We start from the raw sequence: 25,741 nt of genomic DNA, 5'->3' as shown, positions 1-25,741 counted from the left end.
GTGGACGCGGGTGGTGCCAAAGACGAGGGCGCTTTCTAGCGGACGGCGAAGTCGTGTGGTCCTGACACCCCGACGCTGGTGTCAAGTTGGCGGAAGCAATTTCGCCGATGACGGTGGCAAGAAAGCCCGGCTCACCGGGGAGAGCACGATATAAGCCGTAAAACCATTGCGCGGGGAATGCCGGGTGTTTCCGGTGTGACCTGACTAACGCGTGTGCGCTCTCACACTATCGTTGCACACGCGGCTATCGGGCGCATCGGGCGCCCGGCATTCCCTGCGCCCTCTGGGTTTCAGAGGGCGGGAACCAAGAGCAAAACTCGGGCGCAAGGCGCCGCGAGATCGCGAAGTTGTGGCTGTTGAAATTCAAATCCGCCTCACACCCCAGCTGTCATCGTTCGCCACCGGGTCGGCGCAAGGCGCCGCCCGATGACAGGCTCCGGCGGACGATCCAGTATTCCAGAGACGCCAGCGATAGAACCGAGAAGCCGCGGCGTACTGGATACCCCGCATGCGCGGGGTATGACGACTTTATATGGGGTAGCTATGTGTGCCTAACGGTGGCGCGCCGCGGAATCTCAGCCCGCCCCCTGCTGTCGCGCCCGGGAGGCGTGGGACTGCAGCGCGCGGATGCGTTCGGCGAGCGTGCCGCCGCCCTCGGGAGCGGCGCTCGCTGCGGCCGCGCCATTGGCGGCGGCGCCGTTAGCGGACTTCGCCGGCACCACGGGCTCCGCGGCCAGCATGGCCTCGATCGGCGAGTTCGGCCCTTCCAATTGCATCGCGAGTTTTGCGACCTCGGCGGCGATGTCGTTGATGCGCTCGCGCAAGAGCGCATTCTCCATGCGCTCGGTCGCCCAGGAGCTTTCGGCCTGCTGCTGGATCGCGTTGATGTCGCGCTGCAGTTTGGCGCGTTCGTCACGCGCGATGCGAAGCTGCTCTTCGGCCGCCGCCTTCTCGGTCTTGAGTTTTTCCAGCGCCGGCCATTTGCCGCTGTTGTTGGCGGCGATCTCGCCGCGCAATTCCTTCAACGCGCTCTCCGCGGTCGCGTTCTGCTGGCGCAGCTGATTGTTCTCATAGTCGCGCTCGGCGAGCAATTTGCCCTGGGTGGCAAGGCGCGCTTCCAGATCGTTGACGCGGTTACTGAGCATCTCCGCTTCCTTGACCTGGACGATCAATTGGCGATCGAGATCCGTGACGCGCTGGCTCAAATTCTCGACCCGGCTGCGCGCCTCCGTGAGCTCGCGCGTCGCTTTCTCGGATTCGCCGCGCTCCTGTTCAAGCCGCGCCTGCGTCGTGGAGAATTCCTTCTCGGCGTCGCCGACGCGGTTCTTCAGTTCGTCGATCTGGGCGCGAACCGCGACCAGCTCGACCTGGCGGGTGTCCGCCATCATCGAGCGATCGGATAATTCGTGATTGATTTTCGTGAGTTCGCTCTGCTTGTCCTTCAGCGCCTTTTCGGCGTCGCGCAGCGCTTCGGTCTTGGCGGCGAATTCCTCTTCGGTGGCGCGCAATTGTTCCTTCATCGCCTTCTCGCGCGCTTCCAGCGAGAAGATGGTGGCGTTCTTTTCGCCGAGCTCGAGCTTCATGCGGTTGATCGCATCGGTCTTTTTGCCGAGTTCGGCGAGCTGGCTGGTGGTCTTGTTCTTGAGCTGGTCGACGCTCATCTCGAGCCGCCGCGCCGACATCGCGAATTCCGCGCGCAGCTGGTCCTTGTCGGCCTGGATTTCAGCCATCGACAACGGCGTCGCCGCCTCGAGCCGTTTGGTCGTCAGCCGCACCGCGCGGTTATGCACCAGCGGCACGATCATCAGCCCGAACAGCATCGAGATCAGAAAACCGATCGCCAAATACATGATCGGTTCGACCATGAAGGCTAACTCCCCGCCAGAAAATGATTAATGTCACAATGCCATGGCGGACGGGGGAAACACCAGCCCATTGCCGCATTAACGTCAATTCGTAACCGGAAAATTCGTGGGCGTCGGAAAACGCCGCCTAGAACGGGTTCCAGGTCGCGTGCGGGGTATATTTGAGGTAGCCGACATTGGCGCCGAGCCGCAATCCGAGACCCGAGCGGATCGGCACCAGAACGATATTGTTGGCGGTCAGCGCCGTCATCCCGAAACCGCCGATAATATAGGCGGAGCCGTCGATGCCGACGAAGCGCTGGTAGATCGCGATGGTTGCCGGCAGATTGTAGACCAGCGTCATGGTGCGGGCGCCGTCGCCGCCCCAGTCGAAGCCGACCGAGGGACCCTGCCAGTAGACCCGCAAATCGCCGGCATTCTTGGTGTAGAGCGTGCCTTCGCCGTAGCGGAGGCCTGCGACAAAGGCGCCGGAGCCTTCCTCGCCCAGGATATAGCCGTTCGGCAGGCCCCATTGGCTGACCGCGCGCTCGATCACGGACGCGAGCCCGCGCGAGACGTTGCCGAAAAACCGGTGCCCGGCGCTGGTCAGTTCGTCCGGCCCGTAATTGTTGGGACCGGGCTGGCGCTGCGGCGGCGGCAATGGCGGCGCTTGCTGGGCGAAAGCGGGCATGGCCCAGCACATCAACGCGGCGAGGCTCGCCGCGGCAAGGCGTGATGCGAAAGTCATAAAGAACCCCTGCGTATCGAAAACCTGGCCGCCGCCTTAACCTGATGCCAACGAGCACCGCTTTAGGTTGCGCCCAGTGTCCCCCGACTCGGATGTTATCGGCATCAACTATGACGGCACAGCGGCAGGAAAGAAACGACAGGCATTCGGATGCGGGCCTTCGCCCCGGAATAGCCTTGATCTCCGTATTGTCGGCCCTGGTCTGGCTAAGTCTTGCTGCGCCGCATGCGGCGGAGGCCGCAACCACCGAGCGGGTGGTGATGAACCGTTTTACCGGTCTTGCGATCGAGGGTTTCGACCCCGTTGCCTATTTTGTCGACCAAAGCCCGGAGCGTGGCCTGCCGGACTATGAGGCGTCGCAAGCCGGCGCGGTCTGGCGCTTCCGCAACGAGGGCAACCGCGCCTCCTTTGTCGCCCATCCCGAGATTTACGGCCCCCAGTTCGGCGGCTACGACCCGATCGATCTGGCGCGCGGCGTCACGGTGGCCGGTAACCCCCGGTTTTGGCTGATCTCCGGACAGCGGCTCTATCTGTTCAGCCGCGACGACAACCGCGATGCCTTCGCCGCCGATCCCGAGCGCGGCCAGCGCGAGGCGAAATCGCACTGGCCGGCCGCGGAGCAGGATCTGGCGCAGTAGGGGGCGCTCACCGCGACGCCGCCTCGGGATCGCCCCAGGCAATGAATTCCGGGACGATAAAACCTTGGCGTCCCCGGCCGAATTGCAGGGCGGCGCCTTGCCCATCGGTAATCTTGCCGCCGGCGGCGGTGACGACCGCGTGTCCCGCCGCGACGTCCCATTCGGAGGTCGGCGCCAGGCGCGGATAGATATCGGCGCCGCCTTCCGCGACCCAGCCGAATTTTAAGGCCGAGCCGAGCATCTTGCGGCTGGCGCCGGGCCTTGCGTCGATAAAGGCTTCAGTTCTGACATCGCCGTGCGAGCGGCTGACGGCCGCAATCCAGGGCTCGCCCGGTTTCGGGTGGCGGCGGGTATGGATCGGCGCGGCGAGGGATGCATTATTGGTCGCCAGCCGCTCCGCGCCGCGGCCGACCAGTCCCCGCCACACAATTCCAAGCGCCGGCGCGCCGATGATGCCGAGCAGCGGCGTCCCGTCGGTTACGAGCGCCAAATTGACCGTGAACTCGTCGCGGCCGGCGACGAATTCCTTGGTGCCGTCGAGCGGATCGATCAGAAAGAAGCTGCCGAGATACGGCGGCGTTGCCAGATCGACGCGCTCCTCCGACAGCGTCGGCAGCTCCGGGGCGAGCCGCGCCAGTCCCTCTGCGATGATGCGGTCGGCGGCGAGGTCCGCTTCCGTTACCGGCGACCCGTCGGCTTTGCCGTCGATCCGCATTGCCCCGCGGTTGACGGCGAGAATGGCGGCCCCTGCGCGGATCACGAGATCGGTCAGGGGCCCGATCAGAGCGGCGGCGGCGTCACGGTCGATCGCGGGTGCTTTGGAGGCTGCCTTATTCATGACGCGGGTCTCATATGCTGTTGGTCTTGCCTTTGGCCGTCGCTCACCCGTGTTGGCAGCACGCGCGTCCGCAGTGTATCAAGCCCGCGAGCATGCGTGATTCGCTTTTGTCCGCAATGTCGCGGATTTGCAGGAACACCTTATGTCAGCCACCCCGTCTCCCGGTCCCGCCCCCGACGCCCTCGAACTGGCGGCGCTGTTGTGCTCGCGGGTTTGTCACGATCTCATCAGTCCTGTCGGCGCCATCGTCAATGGGCTTGAGGTGCTGGACGACAATCCGAAGCCCGAAGATCGCGAATTCGCGCTCGATCTGATCCGCAAGAGCGCCAAGACCGCCTCGGCGCGGCTGCAGTTCTGCCGGCTGGCGTTCGGGGCCGCGGGATCGTCGGGGGCCCAGATCGACCTCGGCGACGCGCAGACCATGGCGCGCGGCCATCTCGAGGACGCCAAGACCAAGATCGCCTGGAATTTGCCGCGCCTGCTGCTGCCGAAAAACCGGGTCAAGCTGCTCTTGAACATGATGGTGATCGCGCAGCAGACCATTCCGCGCGGCGGCGTGCTGACAGTCGATTCCGTGGGCGAGGGGGAGGGAATCGGCTTTCGGGTCGCAGCCAGCGGACTGAACGCCCGCATGCCGCAAAATGTCGCCGACCTCCTGAGCTCAAGTGCGGCAGCCGCGGATGCCCATGCGGTGCAGCCTTATTATACCCGCCTTCTGGCGCAGGCCTGCGGACTGAAGGTGATGCTGGCGCCCGAGGGCGATTCGGTGGTGGTGACGGCTTCCTGAAGCCACACTGCTTTGGGATCGGAATACGAGCCAACATCCTCGAAATCCGGAAGTTATGGTTAACCAGACCTTTACAGGAGGCCTCCGGATTCGATGAGGCCGTCTTATCTCTTTGTTGATCCCGTTCTTTTCCAATTACTCAACCAATATTAAACGGTTTGCGGTGAAGCTGGCCAAATTACGAATGGCGTGTCGAAGTCGCGCGCCCGTGCGTTCGAAGGCCTGTTTCATGGATGATCTGCTGCGGGAATTTCTGACGGAGACCAGCGAGAGCCTGGATACCGTCGATAATCAGTTGGTGAAGTTCGAGCAGGAGCCGAACAACGCGAAGATTCTCGATAACATCTTTCGCCTAGTCCACACCATCAAGGGCACCTGCGGCTTCCTGGGCCTGCCGCGGCTCGAAGCGCTGGCGCATGCCGGCGAGACGCTGATGGGCAAATTCCGCGACGGAATGCCGGTTACGGCCGACGCGGTCACCCTGATCCTGAGCAGCATCGACCGCATCAAGGAAATTCTGTCGGGCCTTGAGGCGACCGAGGCTGAGCCGGATGGCTCCGATCAGGATCTGATCGTCAAACTCCAGGAAATGGTGGAACGAGGGATGGAAGCGATGTCAGAGCCGGTTGAGCCAGCCGTTCCCGCGAAGCCCGCCGTTGCACAGGGCACCCTGGTGCCGCAGGTGCTGGAGCGCGCATTGCGTCCCGGTGAAGTGTCGCTGGACGAACTGGAGCGCGCCTTCCGCGAGACGGAGATCGAGGTCGCGCCCGCGCCGAAGCAGCCAGCGCCGGAACCGGCGCCGAAGGAGCCCGCTGGTGCCGTCGCTGCGCCTGCCGCGGCCGCCGAGAAGCGCGGCAATTCAGCGAAGGAAAAGCTGGCCGCGAAAAAAGCCGTCGTCGATCCGGAAGCGTCCGCGTCCGAAGGCGATCGCATCGCCAACCAGTCGATCCGCGTCAATGTCGACACGCTGGAACATCTGATGACGATGGTGTCGGAACTGGTGCTGACGCGCAATCAGCTGCTCGAGATTTCGAGGCGTAACGAGGACACCGAGTTCAAGGTGCCGCTGCAGCGGCTCTCCAACGTCACCGCCGAATTGCAGGAAGGCGTCATGAAGACGCGCATGCAGCCGATCGGCAACGCCTGGCAGAAGCTGCCGCGCATCGTGCGTGATCTAAGCGGCGAATTGAACAAGCAGATCGAACTGGAGATGCACGGCGCCGACACCGAGCTCGACCGGCAGGTGCTCGATCTGATCAAGGACCCCTTGACGCACATGGTGCGCAACTCGGCCGATCATGGGCTGGAGACGCCTGCCGAGCGCTTGGCCGCCGGCAAGCCCGAGCAGGGCACGATCAGATTGTCGGCCTATCACGAAGGCGGCCACATCATCATCTGCATCGCCGATAACGGCAGAGGCCTCAACACCGAGAAGATCAAGGCCAAAGCGGTCTCCAACGGGCTCGTCAGCGAGGCTGAGCTCGAGAAGATGACCGAGGCCCAGATCCACAAATTCATCTTCGCGCCGGGCTTTTCCACTGCCGCTGCGATCACCTCCGTCTCCGGCCGCGGCGTCGGCATGGATGTGGTACGCACCAATATCGACCAGATCGGCGGCACCATCGACATCAAGTCGGTGGCCGACGAGGGCTCTTCCGTCACCATCAAGATTCCGCTGACCTTGGCCATCGTCTCGGCGCTGATCGTGGAAGCCGGCGGTGATCGCTTTGCCATTCCCCAGCTCGCGGTGGTCGAACTGGTGCGGGCACGCGCCAATTCCGAGCACCGCATCGAGCGCATCAAGGACACCGCAGTCTTGCGCTTGCGCAACAAGCTATTACCGCTGATGCATCTGAAAAAACTGCTCAAGATCGACGACGGCTCCTCTTCCGATCCGGAAAACGGCTTTATCGTCGTCACGCAAGTCGGCAACCAGACGTTCGGCATCGTGGTCGACGGCGTGTTCCACACCGAGGAAATCGTGGTCAAGCCGATGTCCACGAAACTGCGCCACATCGACATGTTCTCCGGCAATACCATTTTGGGCGATGGCGCCGTGATCATGATCATCGATCCCAACGGCATCGCAAAGGCGCTCGGCGCTTCCGGTGCGGCAAGCCATGAGATATCCGATGAGAATGCCGCGATGCGCGCCAACGCCGCCGAGCAGTTGACCTCGCTATTGGTGTTCCGCGCAGGCTCCACCCAGCCCAAGGCGGTGCCGCTCGGCCTCGTCACGCGCCTGGAGGAGATCGCCGCCGACAAGATCGAGCTCTCGAATGGCCGCTATATGGTCCAATACCGCGACCAGCTGATGCCGCTGGTGCAGATGGAAGGCGTCAGCGTCCAGACCACAGGCGCCCAACCGATCCTGGTGTTCGCCGATGACGGCCGCTCGATGGGGCTCGTGGTCGACGAGATCATCGACATCGTCGAGGAACGGCTCAACATCGAGGTCGCCGGCTCCCATGAGGGTATTCTGGGTTCCGCGGTCATCAAGGGCCAGGCTACGGAAGTGATCGACGTCGGCCACTTCCTCCCCATGGCGTTCTCCGACTGGTTCACCCGCAAGGAGATGAAGCCCTCGGCCATGGCGCAATCGGTGCTCTTGGTCGACGATAGTGCCTTCTTCCGCAACATGCTGGCGCCGGTGCTCAAAGCCGCTGGTTACCGGGTGCGGGTCGCCCCCAACGCGCAGGAGGGGCTCTCCGTGCTGCGCTCGGGGCAAATCTTCGACGTGGTGCTGACCGATATCGAAATGCCCGACATGAACGGTTTTGAGTTCGCCGAAACCATCCGGGCCGATCAGCACTTGAGCGCGATGCCGATCATCGCTTTGTCCTCGCTGGTGTCGCCGGCGGCGATCGAGCGCGGCAAGCTCGCCGGCTTCCACGATTACGTCGCCAAGTTCGACCGTCCCGGCCTGATCGCGGCGCTGAAGGAACAGACCGCCGACCTCAACCGGGCGGCATGAGGAATTAAAGCATGACCAGCAAGACCGAAACCAGCGAAGGCACCGTGGCCGAATACGTCACCGCCGTGATCGGCGGGCAGTTGTTCGGCTTGCCGATCTCCCGCGTCCAGGACGTGTTCATGCCAGAGCGGCTGACGCGGGTTCCGCTGTCCTCCAGCGAGATCGCCGGCGTCTTGAACCTGCGCGGCCGCATCGTCACCGTGGTCAACATGCGCGCCCGCCTCGGCTTGCCGAAGAATGACGACGGCAAGGCGCCGATGGCCGTCGGCGTCGACCTTCGCGGTGAGTCCTATGGCCTTCTGATCGACCAGATCGGCGAGGTGCTAAAACTCCCCGACGAGGGCCGCGAGGAAAACCCCGTCAACCTCGATCCCCGCATGGCCAAGCTCGCCGGCGGCGTGCACCGCCTCGACGGCCAGCTCATGGTCGTCCTCGACGTCGATCGCGTCCTCGAGATCAGCTCCGATATGCTGGCGGCATAAGACCGGCGACAATCCGGCGTAGACTTGAGTTGCAATGGAAATGTCCCATTCGGGAAGAAGTAGAGGCTAAAATGAGAACATGTCTTGTTGTCGATGACTCAAGTGTCATCCGAAAAGTCGCAAGGCGGATTCTGGAAGGCCTGGATTTCCAGATCATCGAAGCCGAGGACGGCGAGAAGGCCTTGGAAGTCTGCAAGCGCGGATTGCCCGACGCCATCCTGCTCGACTGGAACATGCCGATCATGGACGGCTATGAATTCCTCGGCGCTCTGCGCCGCATGCCCGGCGGCGACCAGCCCAAGGTGGTGTTCTGCACCACCGAGAACGATGTCGCGCACATCGCGCGTGCGCTTCATGCCGGCGCCAACGAGTACATCATGAAGCCGTTCGACAAGGACATCGTCACCGCGAAGTTCCAGGAAGTCGGCCTGATCTGACCGCCTCGCTTCGACCCGGTGGCTGAAAGCCCGTCGGCGTTACCCGCTTCAAGTGTGCCGCTTTCAGCCGTGCCTGGTGAAAAATGAGTGTTGCGTTGACAAGTTCCTCGATCCCGGCGTCAACGCGGCAACAGCCGTTGCGGGTGATGGTGGTCGATGACTCCGTCGTTATCCGGGGGCTGATCTCGCGCTGGATCGAGGCCGAAGCGGACATGGAGGTGGCGGCATCGCTGCGCACCGGCCTCGACGCCGTCAACCAGCTCGAGCGCATCAATCCCGATGTCGCCGTGCTCGATATCGAAATGCCGGAACTCGACGGCATTTCCGCGCTGCCATTGTTGCTGGCGAAGAAACGCAACCTCATCATCATCATGGCGTCGACCCTGACCCGCCGCAATGCGGAGATCAGCTTCAAGGCGCTCTCGCTCGGCGCTTCGGACTACATTCCGAAGCCGGAAAGCACCCGCGAAGTATCCGCCGCCGACATCTTTCACCATGACCTGATCCAGAAGATCCGCTCGCTCGGGGCCAAGCTTCGCCGCGCGGTGCCCTCGATGCCGTCACCGCCGCTGGATCGGTCGCGCGAGCCCTCGGCCCGGCCGGCTCTCCCTCCGCTTGCGCAGCCGCATGCGCATCCGCAGCCGCCGTTGGTGCGGCGGGCGTTCAGTATTCAGGCGCCACGGGTGCTGTTGGTCGGGTCCTCGACCGGCGGCCCGCAGGCGCTGATGTCGTTGGTCGCCGAGATCGGCCCGGTGATCGACCGTTTTCCCGTGCTGATCACCCAGCACATGCCGCCGACCTTCACGACCATCCTTGCCGAACATCTGGCGCGCGCGAGCCATCGGCCGGCGCACGAAGCCGTCGACGGCGAAATCATCAAGGCGGGGCAGATCTATCTCGCGCCGGGCGGCCGCCACATGCGCGTCTTCAAGCACGCTGCCGACGCGGTGATCGCGCTCGACGATGGCGCGCCGGTGAATTTCTGCAAGCCGGCCGTCGATCCGTTGTTCGCCTCCGCGATCGATGTCTGGCAGGGCAGTATTATGGCCGTGGTGCTGACCGGCATGGGCTCGGACGGCATGCGCGGCGGCAAGGAGATCGTCGCCGCCGGCGGCAGCGTGATCGCCCAGGACGAGGCTTCGAGTGTGGTGTGGGGAATGCCGGGCGCCGCCGCCAATGCCGGGATCTGCGCCGCCATTCTGCCGCTTAATCAGATCGCGCCGAAACTGGTTCGGTTGTTTTCGGGAGATCGGTCGTGACACCTCTCGACTATGAGTTCTTGCGCAAGCTTCTGAAAGACCGGTCCGGCCTCGATCTGTCGGCCGATAAGCAATATCTGGTGGAAAGCCGGTTGATCCCGCTGGCGCGACGGGCCGGTCTGCCCGGCATCCCCGAACTGGTTTTGAAAATGAAGAGCGGCGCCGAGGCGCTGACATCGGACGTGGTCGAGGCGATGACCACCAACGAGACCTTCTTTTTCCGCGACAAGATTCCGTTCGATCATCTCAAGCAGACGGTATTGCCGGAATTGGTGCAGGCGCGCGCCAGCCGCCGCGCCTTGCGCATCTGGTGCGCGGCTTCTTCCACCGGACAGGAGCCGTATTCGATCGCGATGTGCGTGAAGGAATTCGCAGGACTCGCCGGCTGGCGGGTCGAGATCGTTGCCACCGATCTGTCGCAGGCCGTGCTTGAAAAATCCAAGGCCGGCGTCTTCAGCCAGTTCGAGGTGCAGCGCGGCCTGCCGATTCAGATGCTGGTCAAATATTTCACGCAAACCGGAGAGCTGTGGCAGCTCAACGCCGATATCCGCGCCATGGTCCAGCACCGGCAGCTGAACCTGCTGCAGGACTTTTCGCATCTTGGAACGTTCGACGTGATTTTCTGCCGCAACGTCCTGATCTATTTCGACCAGGATACCAAGGCCACGATCTTCGAGCGTCTTGCCAGGCTATTGGAATCCGACGGCGTGCTGGCGCTGGGCGCGGCCGAATCCGTGGTCGGGATCTCCGACGTCTTCAAGCCCTATCCCGACCGGCGCGGGCTTTATCGCGTCAACCCCGACCGCGCCGCGCGCAAGGGGGCTGCGCCGGTGATGCCGATGAAGGCGGCCGCCACGGCGATACGCTGATTGGCTCTAAAGGATCGCGTGCGGCAAGAACCGCGAGGTATTGCCGGTGATCGGGTTCTCGTCCTCGCGGATCGAAAGCCCGCACGGGATGTGGTCGATCAACCAGCTTCCGAGCACCGGGTATTGGCCGGAAAAATTCGGCAGCGGTGCCAACGCCTGGCGAACATATCCCTCGGCGCCATAGGGTCCGTCCTGCTCCACAAGCGTGACGCCTTCGCGGATCAGCGCCACGTTGGCGCCTTCGCGTGAATAGAGCGGCTTGCGCACGTAGGAGGCGCCGAGCCGTCCTACGTTGGGGTCATCCTCGAAATAGGCCGGCAGCAAATTCGGATGATTTGGAAACATCTCCCACAGCAAGGCAAGAATGCCCTTGTTGGAAAGCACCGCCTTCCATGGCGGCTCGATCCAGCGCGTCGGCGCCTTGATCAGCTGCCCGCCGAACGCATCGCGAAACATCCATTCCCAGGGATAGAGTTTGAAGGCGAGCTCGATTGAGCGGTTATCGAGGTCGACGAAGCCGCCGTCATCGCGCCATCCGATGTCTTCGATATCGATCGATGTGGTGGCAAGGCCGGCCTGCCCCGCGGTGTCCTCGAGATAGGCGAGCGTCCCGGCATCCTCGGTGCTTTCGGTCATCCCCGCCAGATGAAGGTGACGCCCGTCGCCGAGCTTTTTCCACGCCTCGATCAGGCGCTCATGGATCGAATTGAACTGGTCGGCATCGGCGGGAATAATGTGCCGCTCGATCGCCTGCTCCAGCCAGGTCCATTGAAACACCGCGGTCTCGAAAATCGACGTCGGCGTATCCGCGTTATATTCGAGCAATTTCGCAGGACCGTGCCCGTCAAAAGCAAGGTCGAGCCGGCCGTAAAGGCTGGCCTCATCGCGGTACCAGCTCTCCGTGATCAGCGGCCAGAACGCTTCGGGTATTTTCAGCCGGCGCAGCGTGCGTTCGTCCTCGACCGCGTGGGCGACGAGCTCCAGGCACATCGCATCGATCTCGCCGGTCGGCTCCTCGATCTGACGCTCGATCTCCTCCAGCGTGAACGCATAGTAGGCGCGTTCGTCCCAATAGCGCTCGCCGTTGATGGTGTGAAAATCAAACCCGTATTCTTCAGCGGTCGAGCGCCAGTCCTGGCGCTCGGTGCAGATGATGCGCTGCATCATCTTTCGCTAGCCGCCGCCATGGGCATGGCCGTGGCCGTGGCTGTGGCTGTGAAAGTGATGCGGTACGCCGCCGAAGCCGCCATAGGTGGCGCTGCAATAGGGTCTGCCGTTCGCGCCAGGCACCGGCACGCGACCGCCTCCGCAGCCGCCTTGCGGCACAAATCCCATCGAAACCGCGCCGGCCGCCGCGGTACCCATCATGGTCAAAACGACACGGCGCGAGCGTTTCATCGTGCGGTCTCCGCTACCCGAAGGGGTGGTCCGGACGGCAGTTTCCATCACCTGACGCCAATCAGGCAAGGGAAAGCGGATCGTTTCACAGCATCGTGCGGCACCAAGCCCGCTGCTCAACCGCCGCCAAAACCAAACGCGTGCGCAAATGAACCGAACCCGCCGCGCGTCACGCCGCCAGATGCGGAATCCGTCGAAGCGCCGGAGTGCGAACCGCTTGACGAGGAATCGCCGCCGAAGAAATTGCTGCGCGACGACGATCCTCCGGACCAGCCGTGGCCGCCGCCGGAGGAGTATCCATTCCGGCATTCGGCCTTGGGCTGCAGGTCCGACGCCATTCCGGGCTGACTTGGCCCGCAATTCTCCCTTGGCATCAGCGCGGAAGCGCCGCCGCCAATGGCAAAGGTGCCCATCAATAGCAGCGCCACATGGTTGGAGCGCTTCACGGGCGGGGCCGGTGGGGTTGCGACAGCCCTGCGCTTGCCGAATTCCTTGTGTGGCTTCTCTGCCATGATCAATAGATCATCGAGGCGGCGTTGAGCGCGCCGGCGGCGAGCGAGGCAAGCCCAAGCCAGATCGCGGCCGCGAGTTCGCCGGAGGCGATCTTCGCCGACAGGTTCGGCACCGGGATCTTGACGATAAAATAGACGGCGATCTGCACGATCAGCGCGATCGCGCTCCAGATCAGGCAATCCACGATATTGGCGGCATGCGCGATGGCGCTGACCACCGGCAAGACGAAACCGAGCAGGCTCAAGCCGAGCGCGATCGCGGCCGCCGGGTCGTTGTCGCGGATCAACTGGAACTCGTCGTGCGGCGTGACGCGGGTGTAGACAAAGAGGTAGGCGACGACGGCCACGATCGCCGTGCAGAAGTAGACCAGGAACGCCGGCAGTCCGGCCAGTGATTGCAGGATCATGTCTCTTCAACCGATCTATGCCGCCGATATTTCGTTTCGCGGATTCTCATTTGGCGTGTATTATTACCATTCGACAACGTGCCGTTATCGCTTCTTCTCAGATTAGAAAAGGATCGTTTCGATGCCCGCAGTCGCCTTCTCAAATAATGACATCGCCGTCGTCGCCTGGACCTTCGATCGTCACCTCGACGGCTGTCTTGGCTTCGCCATTCATCAAATCGACCTCGGCGCCAATGGCAAGGAAATGGTTCTGCCGGCGTTGGCGCGCTTTGCAAACCAGGCCGGGGACCACCTGACCACCGAGCAGGCTCCGGTGCAGAAGTTCTGGTGGAAGGACCTGTTTGCGAAGCGCGGCGGCAGTTATCAGTACCGCATCGTGCCGATGGGCGGAAGCCCCGGTGCGACGCTGACGCCGCTCGCGGGCGTCGAGGCGCTGCTCAGCAACAAGATCACGCTGACGCCGAGCCGGCCGCCGTTCAGCGTCTATTTCAATCGCGGTATCACCGCGACGCAGGCATTGACCCACGCGTTGAACGACCACCCCAGCATCCCGGCGCTGGCTCCTCACATCGCCGATCCCACCGATCCCATTCGCATCAACCTGATGGGCCAGCTGTCGGAAGGCGTGACCTCGCTGCTCGACCGTGCCGACAAGGGTGGCGGCACCATTCACGCGGCGCTTTACGAGCTCAACGACCCCGACGGGCTTGAAAAGCGTCTGCAGGCTAACCCGAAAAGCCGCAATGTGATCCTCGGCAATGAGCAATCGGTCGACCCAAAGACGAAGGCAACGATCGAGGACGCAGACTCGGCGAACCGCGCCAAGCTGAAGTCGGCAGGGGTGACCGTGATCGACCGCCTGCTCGGCAAGGGCGATATCCCGCACAACAAATTCCTGGTCCTGAGCGAGAAGGGCGTGCCGACGGCGGTGCTGTCGGGTTCGACCAACTGGACCTCAACCGGGCTGTGCACGCAAACCAACAACGCGCTGGTGATCGAATCCGCCGACGTCGCCCAGCGCTACATGGACTACTGGAATGCGTTGAAGGCGGATATCGACGCCGCCAAGGGCAACCAGAAGAATTTGCAGTCGCCGACGCTGCGCGGCTTTGACCATACCAATAACGACAGCTCGGTCGCCAAGCCGATCAGCCTCGGCAACGGCGCCACCATCGAGGTGATGTTCTCGCCGAACACCAAACAGAAGCTGGCGACCCCGCCGAAGGAAACGCCGGACGACATGAAGCGGGTGTTCGACCTGATCAACGGCGCCAAGCAGGCGGTGCTGTTCCTCGCCTTCGATCCCGGCAACAATTCGATCCTCGATGCGGCCGGCCGGGCGCTGGCGAAGAATCCCGACCTGTTCGTGCGCGGCGCCCTGACCAGCCCGCAACGCGCCCTCAACTTTTCCCAAGCGCTGCATCAGGGCGGTGGCGCCGATGCCGCGGATGCCGGGGGTGGGGCTGCCGGTGCGGCGCAGCCGGCGGTCAAGGTGGTCGGCGAGCCCGGCAAGCCGAAGAAGAAAGGCGCCAAGCTGGACCAGGCCCAGCCGGACTCCCGCGCGGTGCCGGCCGGCGCCATCACGGCCAACGACGCCTTCGGCAAATGGGAGGCTGAGATGGCAAAGTACGGCTTTGCCATCATTCACAACAAGATCGTGGTGATCGATCCCTTCAGCGCCAACTGTGCGGTCGTTACCGGATCGCACAATCTCGGCTTCCGCGCCTCCCACAACAACGACGAGAACATGGTGATCATCCGCGGCCACCGCGGGCTGGCGGAAGCCTATGCCTGCCATGTGCTCGATATCTACGATCATTACGCCTGGCGGTTCCTGCTTAAGCAGCATCCGGAGATTTTCGGCCAGCCGCTGGAGGGCGACGACAAGTGGCAGGAGCGTTACATCACCGGCCCGGACGAGAAGGCGCCGGAGCTTCGGTTCTGGCTGTCGGCGGCAGGCGGTGGCGACACGTCGTCCTCGGGCAAACTGCCGCCGAAGAAGCCGTCGGGCTCAGCGCCGGCGCCAGCACCTGCGCCTGCGCCCAACAAGCCGCCGGCAAACAAGCCGAAGAAAAAGGCGGCAGCGAGCAAACAGTCCGCCACAAAAAGGTCAGCCAAGAAAAAGGCGGCCAAGAAGACCGCCAAGAAAAAGGTGACCAAAAAGAAAGCCGGCAAGAAGAAAGCCGGCAAGAAAACCGCCAAGAAGATCGCCAAGAAGACCGCCAAGAAAACCGTCAAGAAAACCGTCAAGAAGCGGGTCGCTAAGAAGCGCGCGGCAAAGAAGCGATAGGGCTCGGCGCGGCACCCCCTCCAAATAAAAACCCCGCCTCGAGAGGCGGGGTCCAGTCGGGAGGCGAGAGCCTGACCGGCTCTCCGTAAACGTCGATCAGGCCGGAATGCGCTCTTCGACCTCGTGCGGCTCGCGCAGCACATAGCCGCGGCCCCACACGGTTTCGATGAAGTTGCGTCCTTCCGAAGCGTTGGCGAGCTTCTTGCGCAATTTGCAGATGAAGACGTCGATGATCTTGAGTTCGGGTTCGTCCATGCCGCCATAGAGATGGTTCAGGAACATTTCCTTGGTCAGCGTGGTGCCCTTGCGGAGCGAGAGCAGCTCCAGCATCTGGTATTCCTTGCCGGTCAAATGCACGCGCTGGCCGCCGACCTCGACCGTCTTGGTGTCGAGGTTGACCACGAGATCGCCGGTCTGGATCACCGACTGGGCGTGGCCCTTGGAGCGGCGCACGATCGCATGGATGCGGGCGACCAGTTCGTCCTTGTGGAAGGGTTTGGTCATGTAGTCGTCGGCGCCGACGCCGAGACCCTTGACCTTGTCCTCAATGCCGGCAAGGCCGGAGAGGATCAGAATGGGGGTCTTGATCTTCGATACCCGAAGCTGCTTGAGCACGTCGTAACCGGACATGTCAGGCAAATTGAGGTCGAGCAGGATAATGTCGTAGTCGTAAAGTTTTCCGAGATCGACGCCTTCTTCCCCGAGATCCGTCGTATAGACGTTGAAACTCTCGGACTTCAGCATCAACTCGATCGACTGCGCGACGGCGCTGTCATCTTCTATCAGCAATACGCGCATGCCAGTCCCCTATAGTCGCCGCTCCGGGCGTCAGGTCGGCCGCAATTGCGGCACTCAAAACGCCTTTGAACAACTGATTCGGATCCTGACGACATATGGTTAACAAAATCTGATTCCTGTTCGCAAGCTCTATCAGTGCAATTTTTGTCGAATCGCCCTAAAGTGCTGCTCCGAAGCAGTTTTTTGTATCCGTTCTCGTTCAAGTTCCACATTAAGAGGCGGGCCTAACCGACTCCCACGACTCGACCTTCCTTCTGACGGCCGAGCGCTCTCAGTCACCCAAGACAGTGACGTAATGATTAACGATGCGGGTAAACACGAAGTTAAGGCCGGTTCCAAAATGCGCGGAAACTTAAGGTTTGCGCCATGAAGGCGCTCGCCGAGCAGATCGGCGACATCGACGGCGTCAATATCTATGGCCGCGTGGTCGGCGTGCGCGGGCTGATGGTCGAGATCGCAGGGCCGATCCACGCGATGTCGGTCGGCGCCCGCATCGTGATCGAGACCGGCGGCAACCGCTTCATCCCCTCCGAAGTCATCGGCTTCACCGGCAACAACGCGGTGGTGATGCCGTTCGCCGGCCTCGAAGGCGTGCGGCGCGGCTGCCGCGCCGTGATCGCCAATGCCGCCAGCCAAGTGCGCCCTTCGCTGCTCTGGCTCGGCCGCGTCCTCAACGCGATGGGGGAACCGATCGACGGCAAGGGGCCGCTGCAGCAAGGGCCGTCGCCAATGCCCTACCGCAACGCGCCGCCGCCGGCGCATTCGCGCAGGCGCGTCGGCAGACCGCTCGATCTCGGCGTGCGGGCGCTCAACACGTTTCTGACCTGCTGCCGCGGCCAGCGGCTCGGCATTTTCGCCGGCTCCGGCGTCGGCAAGTCGGTGTTGTTGTCGATGCTGGCGCGCAATGTCGATGCCGATATCACCGTGATTGGCCTCGTCGGCGAACGCGGCCGCGAGGTGCAGGAATTTTTGCAGGACGACCTCGGCGAAGAGGGCCTGGCGCGCTCGGTGGTGGTGGTGGCGACCTCGGACGAGCCCGCTTTGATGCGGCGGCAGGCGGCTTACTTGACTTTGGCGATCGCGGAATATTTTCGCGACGAAGACAAGGATGTGCTGTGCCTGATGGATTCGGTGACGCGCTTTGCGATGGCGCAGCGTGAAATCGGGCTGTCGGCCGGCGAGCCGCCGACCGCCAAGGGCTATACGCCGACCGTGTTCACCGAATTGCCAAAACTGTTGGAGCGCGCCGGTCCGGGCACCGGCGAGGGCACCATTACCGGGATTTTCACGGTGCTGGTGGACGGCGACGACCACAACGAGCCGATCGCGGATGCGGTCCGCGGCATCCTCGACGGTCATATTGTGATGCAGCGTTCGATCGCCGAGCGCGGGCGCTATCCGGCCATCAACGTGCTCAAATCGGTGTCCCGCACCATGCCGAGATCGGCCGATCCGGCCTATCTGCCGGTCATCACAAGGGCGCGCCAGGTGATGGCGACCTATGCCGATATGGAGGAACTGATCCGGCTCGGGGCCTATCGGGCGGGCTCCAGCACCGAGGTCGACGAGGCCATCGCGCTGCATGAGCCGCTCGAGGGCTTTCTGCGCCAGGCCAAGGACGAGGTGAGCGGTTTGGGCGAGGGTTACCGGCAACTTGAGCAAATCCTCAAGGATTTGGAAACGGAACGCTAACTTTGTCAGGCCATCATCCGCGCCACACATCTAGCGCTGCCGGTGGGGCCCCTGGGGGATACCGGCGCTGTCCCGCTTTCAGATCGGGACTTCTGGGGAGTATGAGTCGATGAAGTCACGTGAAACCCTGATCCGCCTGAAAAAGTTTCAGGTCGATGAAAAGCGCCGAAGGGTGGCCCAGATCGAAGGCATGATCGCCGACTTTCAACGCATGTCGGTCGACCTCGAACGCGAAATCCAAAGCGAGCAGGAGCGCGCCGGGATCAACGACCCCTCGCACTTCGCCTATCCGACCTACGCCAAGGCTGCGATCCAGCGCCGCGAGAACCTGACCCGCTCCGCCGACGAACTGCGTATCCAGCTCGAAGACGCCAAGGCCCTGTTGGGCGAGGCCTTCGAGGAGCTCAAGAAAGTCGAGCTCCTGGACGAGCGCGATCAGGCGCGCGAGCGCGCCGAGGAAAGCGCTCGCGAACAGGCCGATCTCGACAGCATCGGCCTGATGCGGGCGCGGCTCGGCGCCATCGCCTGACGCGCTTTCCTTAACTGATAACCGCCACATCATCGAAACCCGGGCCGCGAGGCCCGGGTTTTTGTTAGATGCCGCAATGTCCACAGGGGCGCCGCTGGCGACTTGGTGGCCCGGTTTGCCGCAGGATATGATACGACAGCCCGGACGGCCGCCTTTAGGTATGTACAAAAGCGATGGGGCATCGCGATTTTGGGGACGTGTGAATGCTGACGCCAGCTGAGTTGGTCTGGCTGATTGCCGCCGTTGCGAAGGGGGATCAGGCCGCTTTTGAGCGGCTATATGCCGCGACGCGGGCGAAACTCTTTGGCGTCGTGATCCGTATCTTGCGCCGACAGGATCTCGCCGAGGAGGTGATTCAGGAGGCCTACGTCAAGATCTGGAACAGCGCCGGGCAGTTCAATCCGGCGCTCGCCTCGCCGATCACGTGGATGGCATCGATCGCCCGCAACCGGGCCATCGACGTCGTGCGCAAGAAGAGCGAGCTCTCGATCGAGGAAGAGCCGACCGCCATGGAAGTGGCCGCCGAGAGCCAGGATCCGTTGGCACGGCGTGAGATGACCGAGGAATTGAAGCGGCTGCTCGAATGCATCGGCCGCCTGGAGCCGGATCGCCAGAAGCTCGTGCTGCTCGCCTATTACAACGGCTGGAGCCGCGAGCAGCTGGCGGCAAAATTCGAGACGCCGGTGAACACGGTGAAGACCTGGCTACGGCGCAGCATGATGGACATCAGGGAGTGTCTTGGACTGTGAAGATACTGGACTTTGAGGGAGATACTGGACTTTGAGATACCTTGGACGTTGAGATGACGGAATACAGCGAAGACCATATCGCGCTCGCCGCGGAATATGCGCTCGGCACCCTCGATGCCGATGAGCGGGCGCAGGTCGAGACCATGATGTCCGCCGACAAGGACTTCACGGCGATGGTCGAAGCCTGGCAGTACCGGCTTGGCGTGCTGAACCAGATGGTCGGATCGGTCGAGCCGCGGCCGGAGGTCTGGGACAGGATCAAAGCCGCGGTGGGACTGGCCGAGCCGCAGGCGCCACTGGTGCTGCCGGACGCGTCGCCACCCGTCGCACCGCAATTCATCGAGCCTTCCAGTGTCGAGGAAAACGCCAATGTCATCCGCCTCGCCAAGCAGGCGCGGCGCTGGCGCAATGTCGCGACGGCTGTCACCGCGATCGCGGCCGTGCTGGTCGCGATGATCGCGGTCGGCGCCTATCAGCCGGATCTGTTGCCGGATGGCCTGCGCCCGAAACCACGGACCCAGGTGGTTGAGGTCAAGACGCCTTCGACGCCCGCGCCGCCGTCGGCCCAATATGTCGCCGTGCTGCAAAGCCAGGGCGGGGCGCCGGCATTCATTCTCACGGTCGACGGCGCGACCAAGAATTTTACCGTCCGCAAGGTCGGCGCCTCGGGCGAGCCGGGCAAGAGTTTTGAGCTCTGGCTGATCTCGGACCGATTGCCGAAGCCGCGCTCGCTCGGCGTGATCGGCGGCTCCGACTTCACCGCGCGCCCGGTGCTGTCAGCCTATGATGCCGACGTCATCAACTCCGCCACCTATGCGGTGACGGTTGAGCAGGCCGGCGGATCGCCGGACGGTAACCCGCACTCCGCGCCGGTCTTCACCGGCAAGCTGATCGAGACCGTGCCGCCGGCTTCACCGGTGCCGGCGCGCTAAATCCTGTTCGCGCAAAAAAGAAAACGCCCGTGGGGAGCGGGCGTTTTCGGTAGTCAACTTGGGGGTAGTTGGGGTCTTCTAAATATCCACGAGGCGACTTTGGGGGGCTGGTAAAGAGCCGCGTGAATTCCGTAAAATCCTTCTGTTAGCGGACCATCGAGGTGCCAGAACTCGTCACTGCCACCGGCTTGCCTGCCTTGATGACGCGCGCGGTCTGGGTGTAGTCCTCCGAACTGGTGCGAGCCGAGATGCCGAAGCCTGCCACCGCGATGCCAGCAACGAGCGCCACGACCACGATCTTGAGATGGGTCGAGCGATCTGCGCTGTAGATCGAGTGGTTCATCAAAGCCTCCTGCCGCCTTCCTGTCGGATACGAATTTGTCTGGCTCGTTTGCCGACAGGTTCAACGTCTCGATGCAGGAAACGTAAGGATTCGACTTTCGGTTCCTTAGGGGCGATCACAAGGCAGTGAAGAGAGTTGAACGCCCGCGATCACACGGCGATGCGGGAACTCTTGAAATCGAAAATTATGCTGTAATTACAATATATTATTGGTTCAGCGCGTACCGCATTGCAAAATGGCCGCCGATCCGCCCCGGGCGAATAAATCGTTTGCCTGTTGCCGAGAAGCCCCACTGTCCCGAGCCCGAATTTCGCCGGGCGATCAGACGCTTCCGACCGTTTTGAGTCGCGCCCTGGGGTGGATTTCCGCCTGCGACAATACTGTCGTCTGTGCGCGAAAACGCTCCACCAGCGATCGCACGAATGGGCGGATCGCCGCCGAGGTCACGAGCACCGGCGCCTCGCCTTCGCGCGCGGCCTGTTCGAAGCGGTCGCGCACCACGGTCATGAACTCGGACAACTTTGACGGCTGCATCGCCAGGCTCCGTTCCTCACCCTGGCCGACCAGTGACTCGGCAAAAGCCTGCTCCCATTTTGCCGACAGCGCGATCAGCGGCAAATAGCCGTTGGCCGAGGTGTTTTGCGCGCAAATCTGCCGCGCCAGCCGGGCGCGGACATGTTCGACCACGGTCGCCGGGTTGCGCGAGAACGCCAGCGCGTCGGCGATGCCTTCGAGGATGGTCGACAGATCGCGGATCGAGATGCGCTCGGCCAGCAGCAATTGCAGCACGCGCTGGATGCCTGAAATCGTGACCAGGCTCGGCACGATGTCCTTGACCAATTCGCCCTGCTCCTTCGGAAGATCCTTCAGGAGTTTCTGCACCTCGCCATAAGACAACAGGTCGGACATGTTGTTCTTGAGCAGTTCGGTCAAATGAGTAGACAGCACGGTCGCGGCGTCGACCACCGTATAGCCCTTCAGCGAGGCCTCTTCCTTCAGCCCGGCGTCGACCCAGGTCGCGGGCAAACCGAAGGTCGGCTCGATGGTGTGAATGCCGGGCACACTGACCTGGTTTCCGGCGGGATCCATGACCATGAACTGGTTCGGCCAGATCTTGCCGGTGCCTGCATCCACTTCCTTGATCTTGATGACGTAGGTGTTGGCTTCGAGTTGGACATTGTCGAGGATCCGCACGGCCGGCATCACAAAACCCATCTCGATCGCAAGCGAGCGGCGCAGCGCCTTGATCTGCTCGGTCAGCCGGTCGGTACCGTCGGGGCCGTTGACCAGCGGCAATAGCGCGTAGCCCAGTTCGATCTTGAGATCGTCGATCTTGAGTGCGGCTGCGATCGGCTCCTCCGCAGAAGCCGCTGCCGCCGCAGCAGCCGGAGCGGCCGCGGCGGCAGCTTCGGCGGCCGAGGCCGCGTGCTTGTTCTTGCGCGCCGACCACGCCAACGCGGCAGCGCCGCCGCCGAGCGCGAGGAAGGGCAGCATCGGAATGCCCGGCAAGGTCGCCAGCACCAGCATGACGCCGGCCGACATGCCGAGCGCCTGCGGATAGCCGGAGAGCTGTTTCATCAGCGCCTTGTCGGCGGCGCCGCTGACGCCCGCCTTCGACACTAGCAAGCCTGCGGCGGTAGAGACGATCAGCGCCGGCACCTGGGTGACCAGGCCGTCGCCGACGGTCAGGAGCGTATAGCTGTGCGCGGCTTCGGCGAAAGAAAGGCCCTGCTGGGCGACGCCGATGATGATGCCGCCGATAATGTTGATGAAGACCACCAAGAGGCCCGCGACGGCGTCGCCGCGCACGAATTTCGAGGCACCGTCCATCGCGCCGAAGAAACCGCTTTCGTCCTCCAGCGCCTTGCGGCGCTCTTTGGCCACCTTCTCGTCGATCAGGCCGGCGGAGAGATCGGCGTCGATCGCCATCTGCTTGCCCGGCATTGCGTCGAGGTGGAAGCGGGCTGCGACTTCGGCGATGCGCCCCGAACCCTTGGTGATGACGACGAAGTTCACGATCACGAGGATCGCGAAGACGATAATTCCGATCACGAAATTACCGCCCATCACGAAATTGCCGAACGCCTCGATGACGTGGCCGGCAGCCGCGGTGCCCTCATGGCCGCGCGACAGGATCAGCCGCGTTGAAGCCAGGTTGAGCGACAGCCGCAGCATGGTCGAGATCAACAGGATGGTCGGGAACGAGGAGAATTCCAGCGGCGCCTGGATGAACAGCGACGTCATCAGGATCAGGATCGACAGCGTGATCGAGATCGCCAGAAACAGGTCGAGCACGACCGAGGGCAGCGGCAGAATCAGCACCACCAGGATGGTGAGGATGCCGAAGGCGAGCCCGAGATCGCCGCGCTTCAGGATGTTGATGATTTCGCCAAGACTCGGAATTCCGCTTCCCGGCGTCTCCGCGCCCTGACCTGCGGTAACATCGACCATCGTTACTGCTTCCCCCCGCGAATGCCGGTCACGGGCGCCAAACGTCTGCGCGGCGGCCGAAGGACCACCGTTTCGAAAGTGAGGGACCGCACTGGCGTCCACGGGTACTCCCCCGTTCTACGCGTTCGACGACACTCGACTTCACTCGGCAATTTTTGCCCGGTTTATGGTTAGGAAAGCGTTAACGGGGGGCCTGCCGTCGTTCCGGGGCGCCAACGGGTCCGCGCAAAGCGCGGCCCGATGACAGGCTCCGCGAACCCGGAACCTCGAGATTCCGGGTTCGATGCTGCGCATCGCCCCGGAATGACGGATGGGCCGGGGGCCGCGTGCGAAACCTCCTGTTGCGCTGCTTCCGCATGCCCAATATCGCGCCATGCTGCTTGACCCCGCGGCAGCGGGCGACGAAGTTGCCGACGTGCACGCCCCCGCCGATTCCTCCAAACGCCCGGCCGCCTTCACCCCTGATTCCCGTCAGGCCTGGGTGAGGCTTGCGCTTGCGCTGATCATCGGCTCGATCGGCAGCGTCGGCATGTGGTCGGTCGTGGTCGTGCTGCCGGTGGTGCAGGGCGAATTCGGCGCGACCCGCGGCGCGGTGTCGCTGGCCTTTACGCTGACCGTGCTCGGCTTCGGCCTCGGCGGCGTCGCGACCGGGCGGATCACCGATCGCTTCGGCATCGTGGCGGCGATGGCGCTCAGCATCGGCGTTCTCGGCGCCGCTTACGTGCTCGCCGGATTTTCGACCACGCTTTGGCAATTCATTGCGGTGCATTTCCTGATCGGCTTGGGGACCTCGGCGACCTTCGCGCCGCTGATGGCGGAGGCATCGCACTGGTTCGAGCGCTATCGCGGGCTCGCGGTCACCATCGTCGCGGGCGGCAATTATGTCGGCGGCACCATCTGGCCGCCGCTGGTCAATTGGGGCGTACAGTCGCTCGGCTGGCGCACCACCCATATCGCCATCGGCGTGTTCTGTGCGGTCGCAATGACGATCGTGCTCGTGGTGCTGCGCGCACGGATGGGCGGCGAGCATGTTCGCGATCACGATAACGCCCCGCCGCCGCGGGTCGATCTCCGCCTCTCGACCAACGCGCTGACGGCGGTATTGTGCATCGCCGGCATCTCCTGCTGTGTCGCGATGGCGATGCCGCAGGTCCACATCGTCGCCTATTGCGGCGATCTCGGCTACGGCGTCGCGCGCGGCGCGGAGATGCTGTCCTTGATGATGGCGTTCGGCATCGTCAGCCGGATCGGATCGGGATTTTTGGCCGACAAGATCGGCGGCATCCGCACGCTTCTGATCGGCTCCGTGGCGCAGGGCGTCGCGCTGTTGTTTTATCTGTTCTTCGACGGCCTCACCTCGCTCTACGTCATCTCGGCGATGTTCGGCCTGTTCCAGGGCGGCATCGTGCCGAGCTACGCCATCATCGTGCGTGAATCGATGCCGGCATCCGAGGCCGCAACCCGCGTCGGCATCGTGATCCTGGCCTCCGTCTTCGGCATGTCGTTCGGCGGCTTTGTGTCCGGCGTGATCTTCGATTCTACCGGCTCCTATGCCGCGGCATTCCTGAACGGGCTGGTATGGAATGCCCTAAACGTCATCATTGTGGTCGGGCTGTTGATTCGCTCGCGGGCGCGGTTTGTGCCGGCGTAAGCGTATCTCGGGGCTTCTTTCGGACGTTGGAATCGGCCGGCCCATTGGCACTTCAGGGGAAATCGGAACCGGATTTTGGCTGGTTGTTGCTGCCGGGTGACAGCGGCGCAGCGGGAATCCCGATACTCTTTTAGGCATTCCAGTTCCTTTTTTCAGGCAAATATTGGGTAAATCCATGAAAAAACTAGCCCTCACGGTTTCGATGCTGGCGCTCGGTTCGACCAGCGCGCTCGCAGCCGACCTTCCGGCAAAGGTTTATACCAAGGCGCCGCCGCCAATCGTGGCGGTTTACGATTGGACCGGGTTCTATGTCGGCGGCAATGTCGGCTACAGCTGGGGTCGGTCATCGACCAACGAGGCGTTCATCGACCCATTGGCCACGCCATCGCTAGTGGCCGCGACCTCGGCCAAGTACCATCTCGACGGCGTCATCGGCGGCGGCCAGATCGGCTACAACTGGCAGCGAGACAAATGGGTGTTCGGCCTGGAAGGCGACATCCAGGGCTCCGGTGAGAAGGGCAGCACCACCGCGGTCTGTCCGGGCGGCTCGCCCACCGCGACGACGCTGGTAGGCCTCAGCGGCCCCTGCACCGTGGGACACCTTGGTGACACCGCCCCCTTCAACGTTGCGGCGTTCCCGGTAACCACTGCGCTGAGTGAAAAGATCGAATGGTTTGGCACGGTTCGCGGCCGCATCGGCCCGACGATCACGCCGACCATCCTCGCTTACGTGACCGGTGGTTTGGCTTACGGCGAAGTGAAGGCGACCGAAACCATCGCCGGCACCAACGTGACCAACCCCTTCGGACAGGGTACCAATGGAGGGACCGTTCTGACCCCGTTCGCCGCCTCCTTTGGCAACACCTCGACCCGGGTCGGATGGACCGTCGGCGCCGGCGTCGAAGGCGTGATCAGCGGCAATTGGACCGCCAAGATCGAGTACCTCTATATGGATCTCGGCAATATCTCGGGAACGTTTATCACCCCGGTCATCGCGCCGAGCGGCGGCTTCCTGACCGCCAGCTACAATTCGCACATCACCGACAATATTCTTCGCGTCGGCATCAACTACCGCTGGGGTGGACCGGTGGTCGCAAAGTACTGAACTTTTCT

At 63.0% G+C, this 25,741-nt stretch carries 24 protein-coding genes; 14 read left to right on the top strand and 10 right to left on the bottom strand.

All coding sequences use genetic code 11. From position 1 onward, the window contains the following. Window positions 1-575 precede the first annotated feature (575 nt). Both B5526_RS11945 and B5526_RS11940 read right to left on the bottom strand, forming a co-directional pair. The gene (locus B5526_RS11945; RefSeq protein WP_079538366.1) at window positions 576-1,865 is read right to left on the bottom strand and encodes a hypothetical protein; all 1,290 of its coding nucleotides are present in this window, start codon (window positions 1,863-1,865) and stop codon (window positions 576-578) included. 127 nt (window positions 1,866-1,992) lie between these two features. Further along, window positions 1,993-2,592 (bottom strand): DUF1134 domain-containing protein, encoded by a 600-nt coding sequence (locus B5526_RS11940; protein ID WP_079538365.1) that lies wholly within the window; start codon window positions 2,590-2,592, stop codon window positions 1,993-1,995. 110 nt (window positions 2,593-2,702) lie between these two features. Between B5526_RS11940 and B5526_RS11935 the strand changes: the two genes are divergently transcribed. Then, window positions 2,703-3,230 carry a YHS domain-containing (seleno)protein gene (locus B5526_RS11935; protein ID WP_079538364.1) on the top strand — a complete coding sequence of 176 codons (528 nt, stop codon included), beginning with the start codon at window positions 2,703-2,705 and terminating at the stop codon, window positions 3,228-3,230. A gap of 7 nt (window positions 3,231-3,237) precedes the next feature. Here the strand turns inward: B5526_RS11935 and B5526_RS11930 are convergent, their stop codons facing one another. Further along, entirely contained in the window at window positions 3,238-4,068 is an 831-nt protein-coding gene (locus B5526_RS11930; protein WP_079538363.1) for a 3'(2'),5'-bisphosphate nucleotidase CysQ family protein, read from the bottom strand. A gap of 142 nt (window positions 4,069-4,210) precedes the next feature. Between B5526_RS11930 and chpT the strand changes: the two genes are divergently transcribed. From chpT to B5526_RS11900, 6 genes are all read left to right on the top strand, one after another. After that, window positions 4,211-4,855 carry a histidine phosphotransferase ChpT gene (gene chpT, locus B5526_RS11925; protein ID WP_079538362.1) on the top strand — a complete coding sequence of 215 codons (645 nt, stop codon included), beginning with the start codon at window positions 4,211-4,213 and terminating at the stop codon, window positions 4,853-4,855. A gap of 229 nt (window positions 4,856-5,084) precedes the next feature. Continuing rightward, window positions 5,085-7,829, top strand: coding sequence for a hybrid sensor histidine kinase/response regulator (locus tag B5526_RS11920; RefSeq protein WP_079544936.1), 2,745 nt, complete (start codon window positions 5,085-5,087; stop codon window positions 7,827-7,829). A gap of 11 nt (window positions 7,830-7,840) precedes the next feature. Continuing rightward, the gene (locus B5526_RS11915) at window positions 7,841-8,311 is read left to right on the top strand and encodes a chemotaxis protein CheW (protein ID WP_079538361.1); all 471 of its coding nucleotides are present in this window, start codon (window positions 7,841-7,843) and stop codon (window positions 8,309-8,311) included. 71 nt (window positions 8,312-8,382) lie between these two features. Then, on the top strand, window positions 8,383-8,748 hold the full coding sequence (locus tag B5526_RS11910) for a response regulator (RefSeq protein WP_079538360.1): 366 nt from the start codon (window positions 8,383-8,385) through the stop codon (window positions 8,746-8,748). A gap of 83 nt (window positions 8,749-8,831) precedes the next feature. Further along, window positions 8,832-10,007: a protein-glutamate methylesterase/protein-glutamine glutaminase gene (locus B5526_RS11905; protein WP_079538359.1), complete on the top strand. Its 1,176-nt coding sequence runs from the start codon at window positions 8,832-8,834 to the stop codon at window positions 10,005-10,007. Then, complete coding sequence (locus B5526_RS11900) at window positions 10,004-10,876, top strand: CheR family methyltransferase (protein ID WP_079538358.1); 873 nt, start codon at window positions 10,004-10,006, stop codon at window positions 10,874-10,876. The genes B5526_RS11905 and B5526_RS11900 overlap by 4 nt, the downstream gene beginning before the upstream one ends. 6 nt (window positions 10,877-10,882) lie before the next feature. Here the strand turns inward: B5526_RS11900 and B5526_RS11895 are convergent, their stop codons facing one another. The 4 genes from B5526_RS11895 to B5526_RS11880 all read right to left on the bottom strand — a co-directional run bounded on the left by B5526_RS11895 (window position 10,883) and on the right by B5526_RS11880 (window position 13,193). After that, the gene (locus tag B5526_RS11895) at window positions 10,883-12,040 is read right to left on the bottom strand and encodes a glutathionylspermidine synthase family protein (protein ID WP_079544935.1); all 1,158 of its coding nucleotides are present in this window, start codon (window positions 12,038-12,040) and stop codon (window positions 10,883-10,885) included. 9 nt (window positions 12,041-12,049) lie between these two features. Further along, window positions 12,050-12,274 carry a hypothetical protein gene (locus B5526_RS11890; protein ID WP_079544934.1) on the bottom strand — a complete coding sequence of 75 codons (225 nt, stop codon included), beginning with the start codon at window positions 12,272-12,274 and terminating at the stop codon, window positions 12,050-12,052. Window positions 12,275-12,390: 116 nt separating this feature from the next. Beyond that, a complete protein-coding gene (locus tag B5526_RS11885; protein ID WP_079538357.1) occupies window positions 12,391-12,786 on the bottom strand; it encodes a hypothetical protein in 396 nt (131 codons plus the stop codon). A gap of 2 nt (window positions 12,787-12,788) precedes the next feature. Then, window positions 12,789-13,193, bottom strand: a complete 405-nt coding sequence (locus tag B5526_RS11880) for a DUF350 domain-containing protein (protein ID WP_079538356.1) — start codon at window positions 13,191-13,193, stop codon at window positions 12,789-12,791. A 121-nt stretch (window positions 13,194-13,314) separates the two neighbouring features. Between B5526_RS11880 and B5526_RS11875 the strand changes: the two genes are divergently transcribed. Beyond that, on the top strand, window positions 13,315-15,483 hold the full coding sequence (locus B5526_RS11875; RefSeq protein ID WP_079538355.1) for a phospholipase D-like domain-containing protein: 2,169 nt from the start codon (window positions 13,315-13,317) through the stop codon (window positions 15,481-15,483). A 96-nt stretch (window positions 15,484-15,579) separates the two neighbouring features. On the opposite strand, the gene ctrA is transcribed toward B5526_RS11875, so the two are convergent. Continuing rightward, entirely contained in the window at window positions 15,580-16,281 is a 702-nt protein-coding gene (gene ctrA, locus B5526_RS11870; RefSeq protein ID WP_007600544.1) for a response regulator transcription factor CtrA, read from the bottom strand. A gap of 366 nt (window positions 16,282-16,647) precedes the next feature. On the opposite strand from ctrA, the gene fliI reads away from it, so the two are divergent. The 4 genes from fliI to B5526_RS11850 all read left to right on the top strand — a co-directional run bounded on the left by fliI (window position 16,648) and on the right by B5526_RS11850 (window position 20,183). Further along, window positions 16,648-17,973, top strand: a complete 1,326-nt coding sequence (fliI, locus tag B5526_RS11865; RefSeq protein ID WP_079538354.1) for a flagellar protein export ATPase FliI — start codon at window positions 16,648-16,650, stop codon at window positions 17,971-17,973. 109 nt (window positions 17,974-18,082) lie between these two features. Beyond that, window positions 18,083-18,502 (top strand): flagellar export protein FliJ, encoded by a 420-nt coding sequence (fliJ, locus tag B5526_RS11860; RefSeq protein WP_079538353.1) that lies wholly within the window; start codon window positions 18,083-18,085, stop codon window positions 18,500-18,502. Between the two features lie 203 nt (window positions 18,503-18,705). Continuing rightward, complete coding sequence (locus B5526_RS11855; protein ID WP_079538352.1) at window positions 18,706-19,251, top strand: sigma-70 family RNA polymerase sigma factor; 546 nt, start codon at window positions 18,706-18,708, stop codon at window positions 19,249-19,251. A 53-nt stretch (window positions 19,252-19,304) separates the two neighbouring features. Continuing rightward, window positions 19,305-20,183 (top strand): anti-sigma factor, encoded by an 879-nt coding sequence (locus tag B5526_RS11850; RefSeq protein WP_079538351.1) that lies wholly within the window; start codon window positions 19,305-19,307, stop codon window positions 20,181-20,183. 145 nt (window positions 20,184-20,328) lie between these two features. Here B5526_RS11850 and B5526_RS11845 read toward each other — a convergent pair whose 3' ends face one another. Together B5526_RS11845 and flhA are read right to left on the bottom strand one after the other, a co-directional pair. Further along, window positions 20,329-20,526: a hypothetical protein gene (locus tag B5526_RS11845; RefSeq protein WP_079538350.1), complete on the bottom strand. Its 198-nt coding sequence runs from the start codon at window positions 20,524-20,526 to the stop codon at window positions 20,329-20,331. 321 nt (window positions 20,527-20,847) lie between these two features. Next, window positions 20,848-23,079, bottom strand: a complete 2,232-nt coding sequence (gene flhA, locus B5526_RS11840; protein WP_154071271.1) for a flagellar biosynthesis protein FlhA — start codon at window positions 23,077-23,079, stop codon at window positions 20,848-20,850. A 271-nt stretch (window positions 23,080-23,350) separates the two neighbouring features. On the opposite strand from flhA, the gene B5526_RS11835 reads away from it, so the two are divergent. Together B5526_RS11835 and B5526_RS11830 are read left to right on the top strand one after the other, a co-directional pair. Next, on the top strand, window positions 23,351-24,628 hold the full coding sequence (locus B5526_RS11835; RefSeq protein ID WP_079544933.1) for an MFS transporter: 1,278 nt from the start codon (window positions 23,351-23,353) through the stop codon (window positions 24,626-24,628). A 175-nt stretch (window positions 24,629-24,803) separates the two neighbouring features. Beyond that, window positions 24,804-25,733, top strand: a complete 930-nt coding sequence (locus B5526_RS11830) for an outer membrane protein (protein WP_154071270.1) — start codon at window positions 24,804-24,806, stop codon at window positions 25,731-25,733. The last annotated feature ends 8 nt before the right edge of the window (window positions 25,734-25,741 follow it).

Origin of the sequence: Bradyrhizobium lablabi (assembly GCF_900141755.1) — a bacterium.
Taxonomy (GTDB): Bacteria; Pseudomonadota; Alphaproteobacteria; order Rhizobiales; family Xanthobacteraceae; genus Bradyrhizobium; species Bradyrhizobium lablabi_A.
Note: the sequence above shows the minus strand (reverse complement) of the source record. Positions and strands in the feature narration are given on the sequence as shown.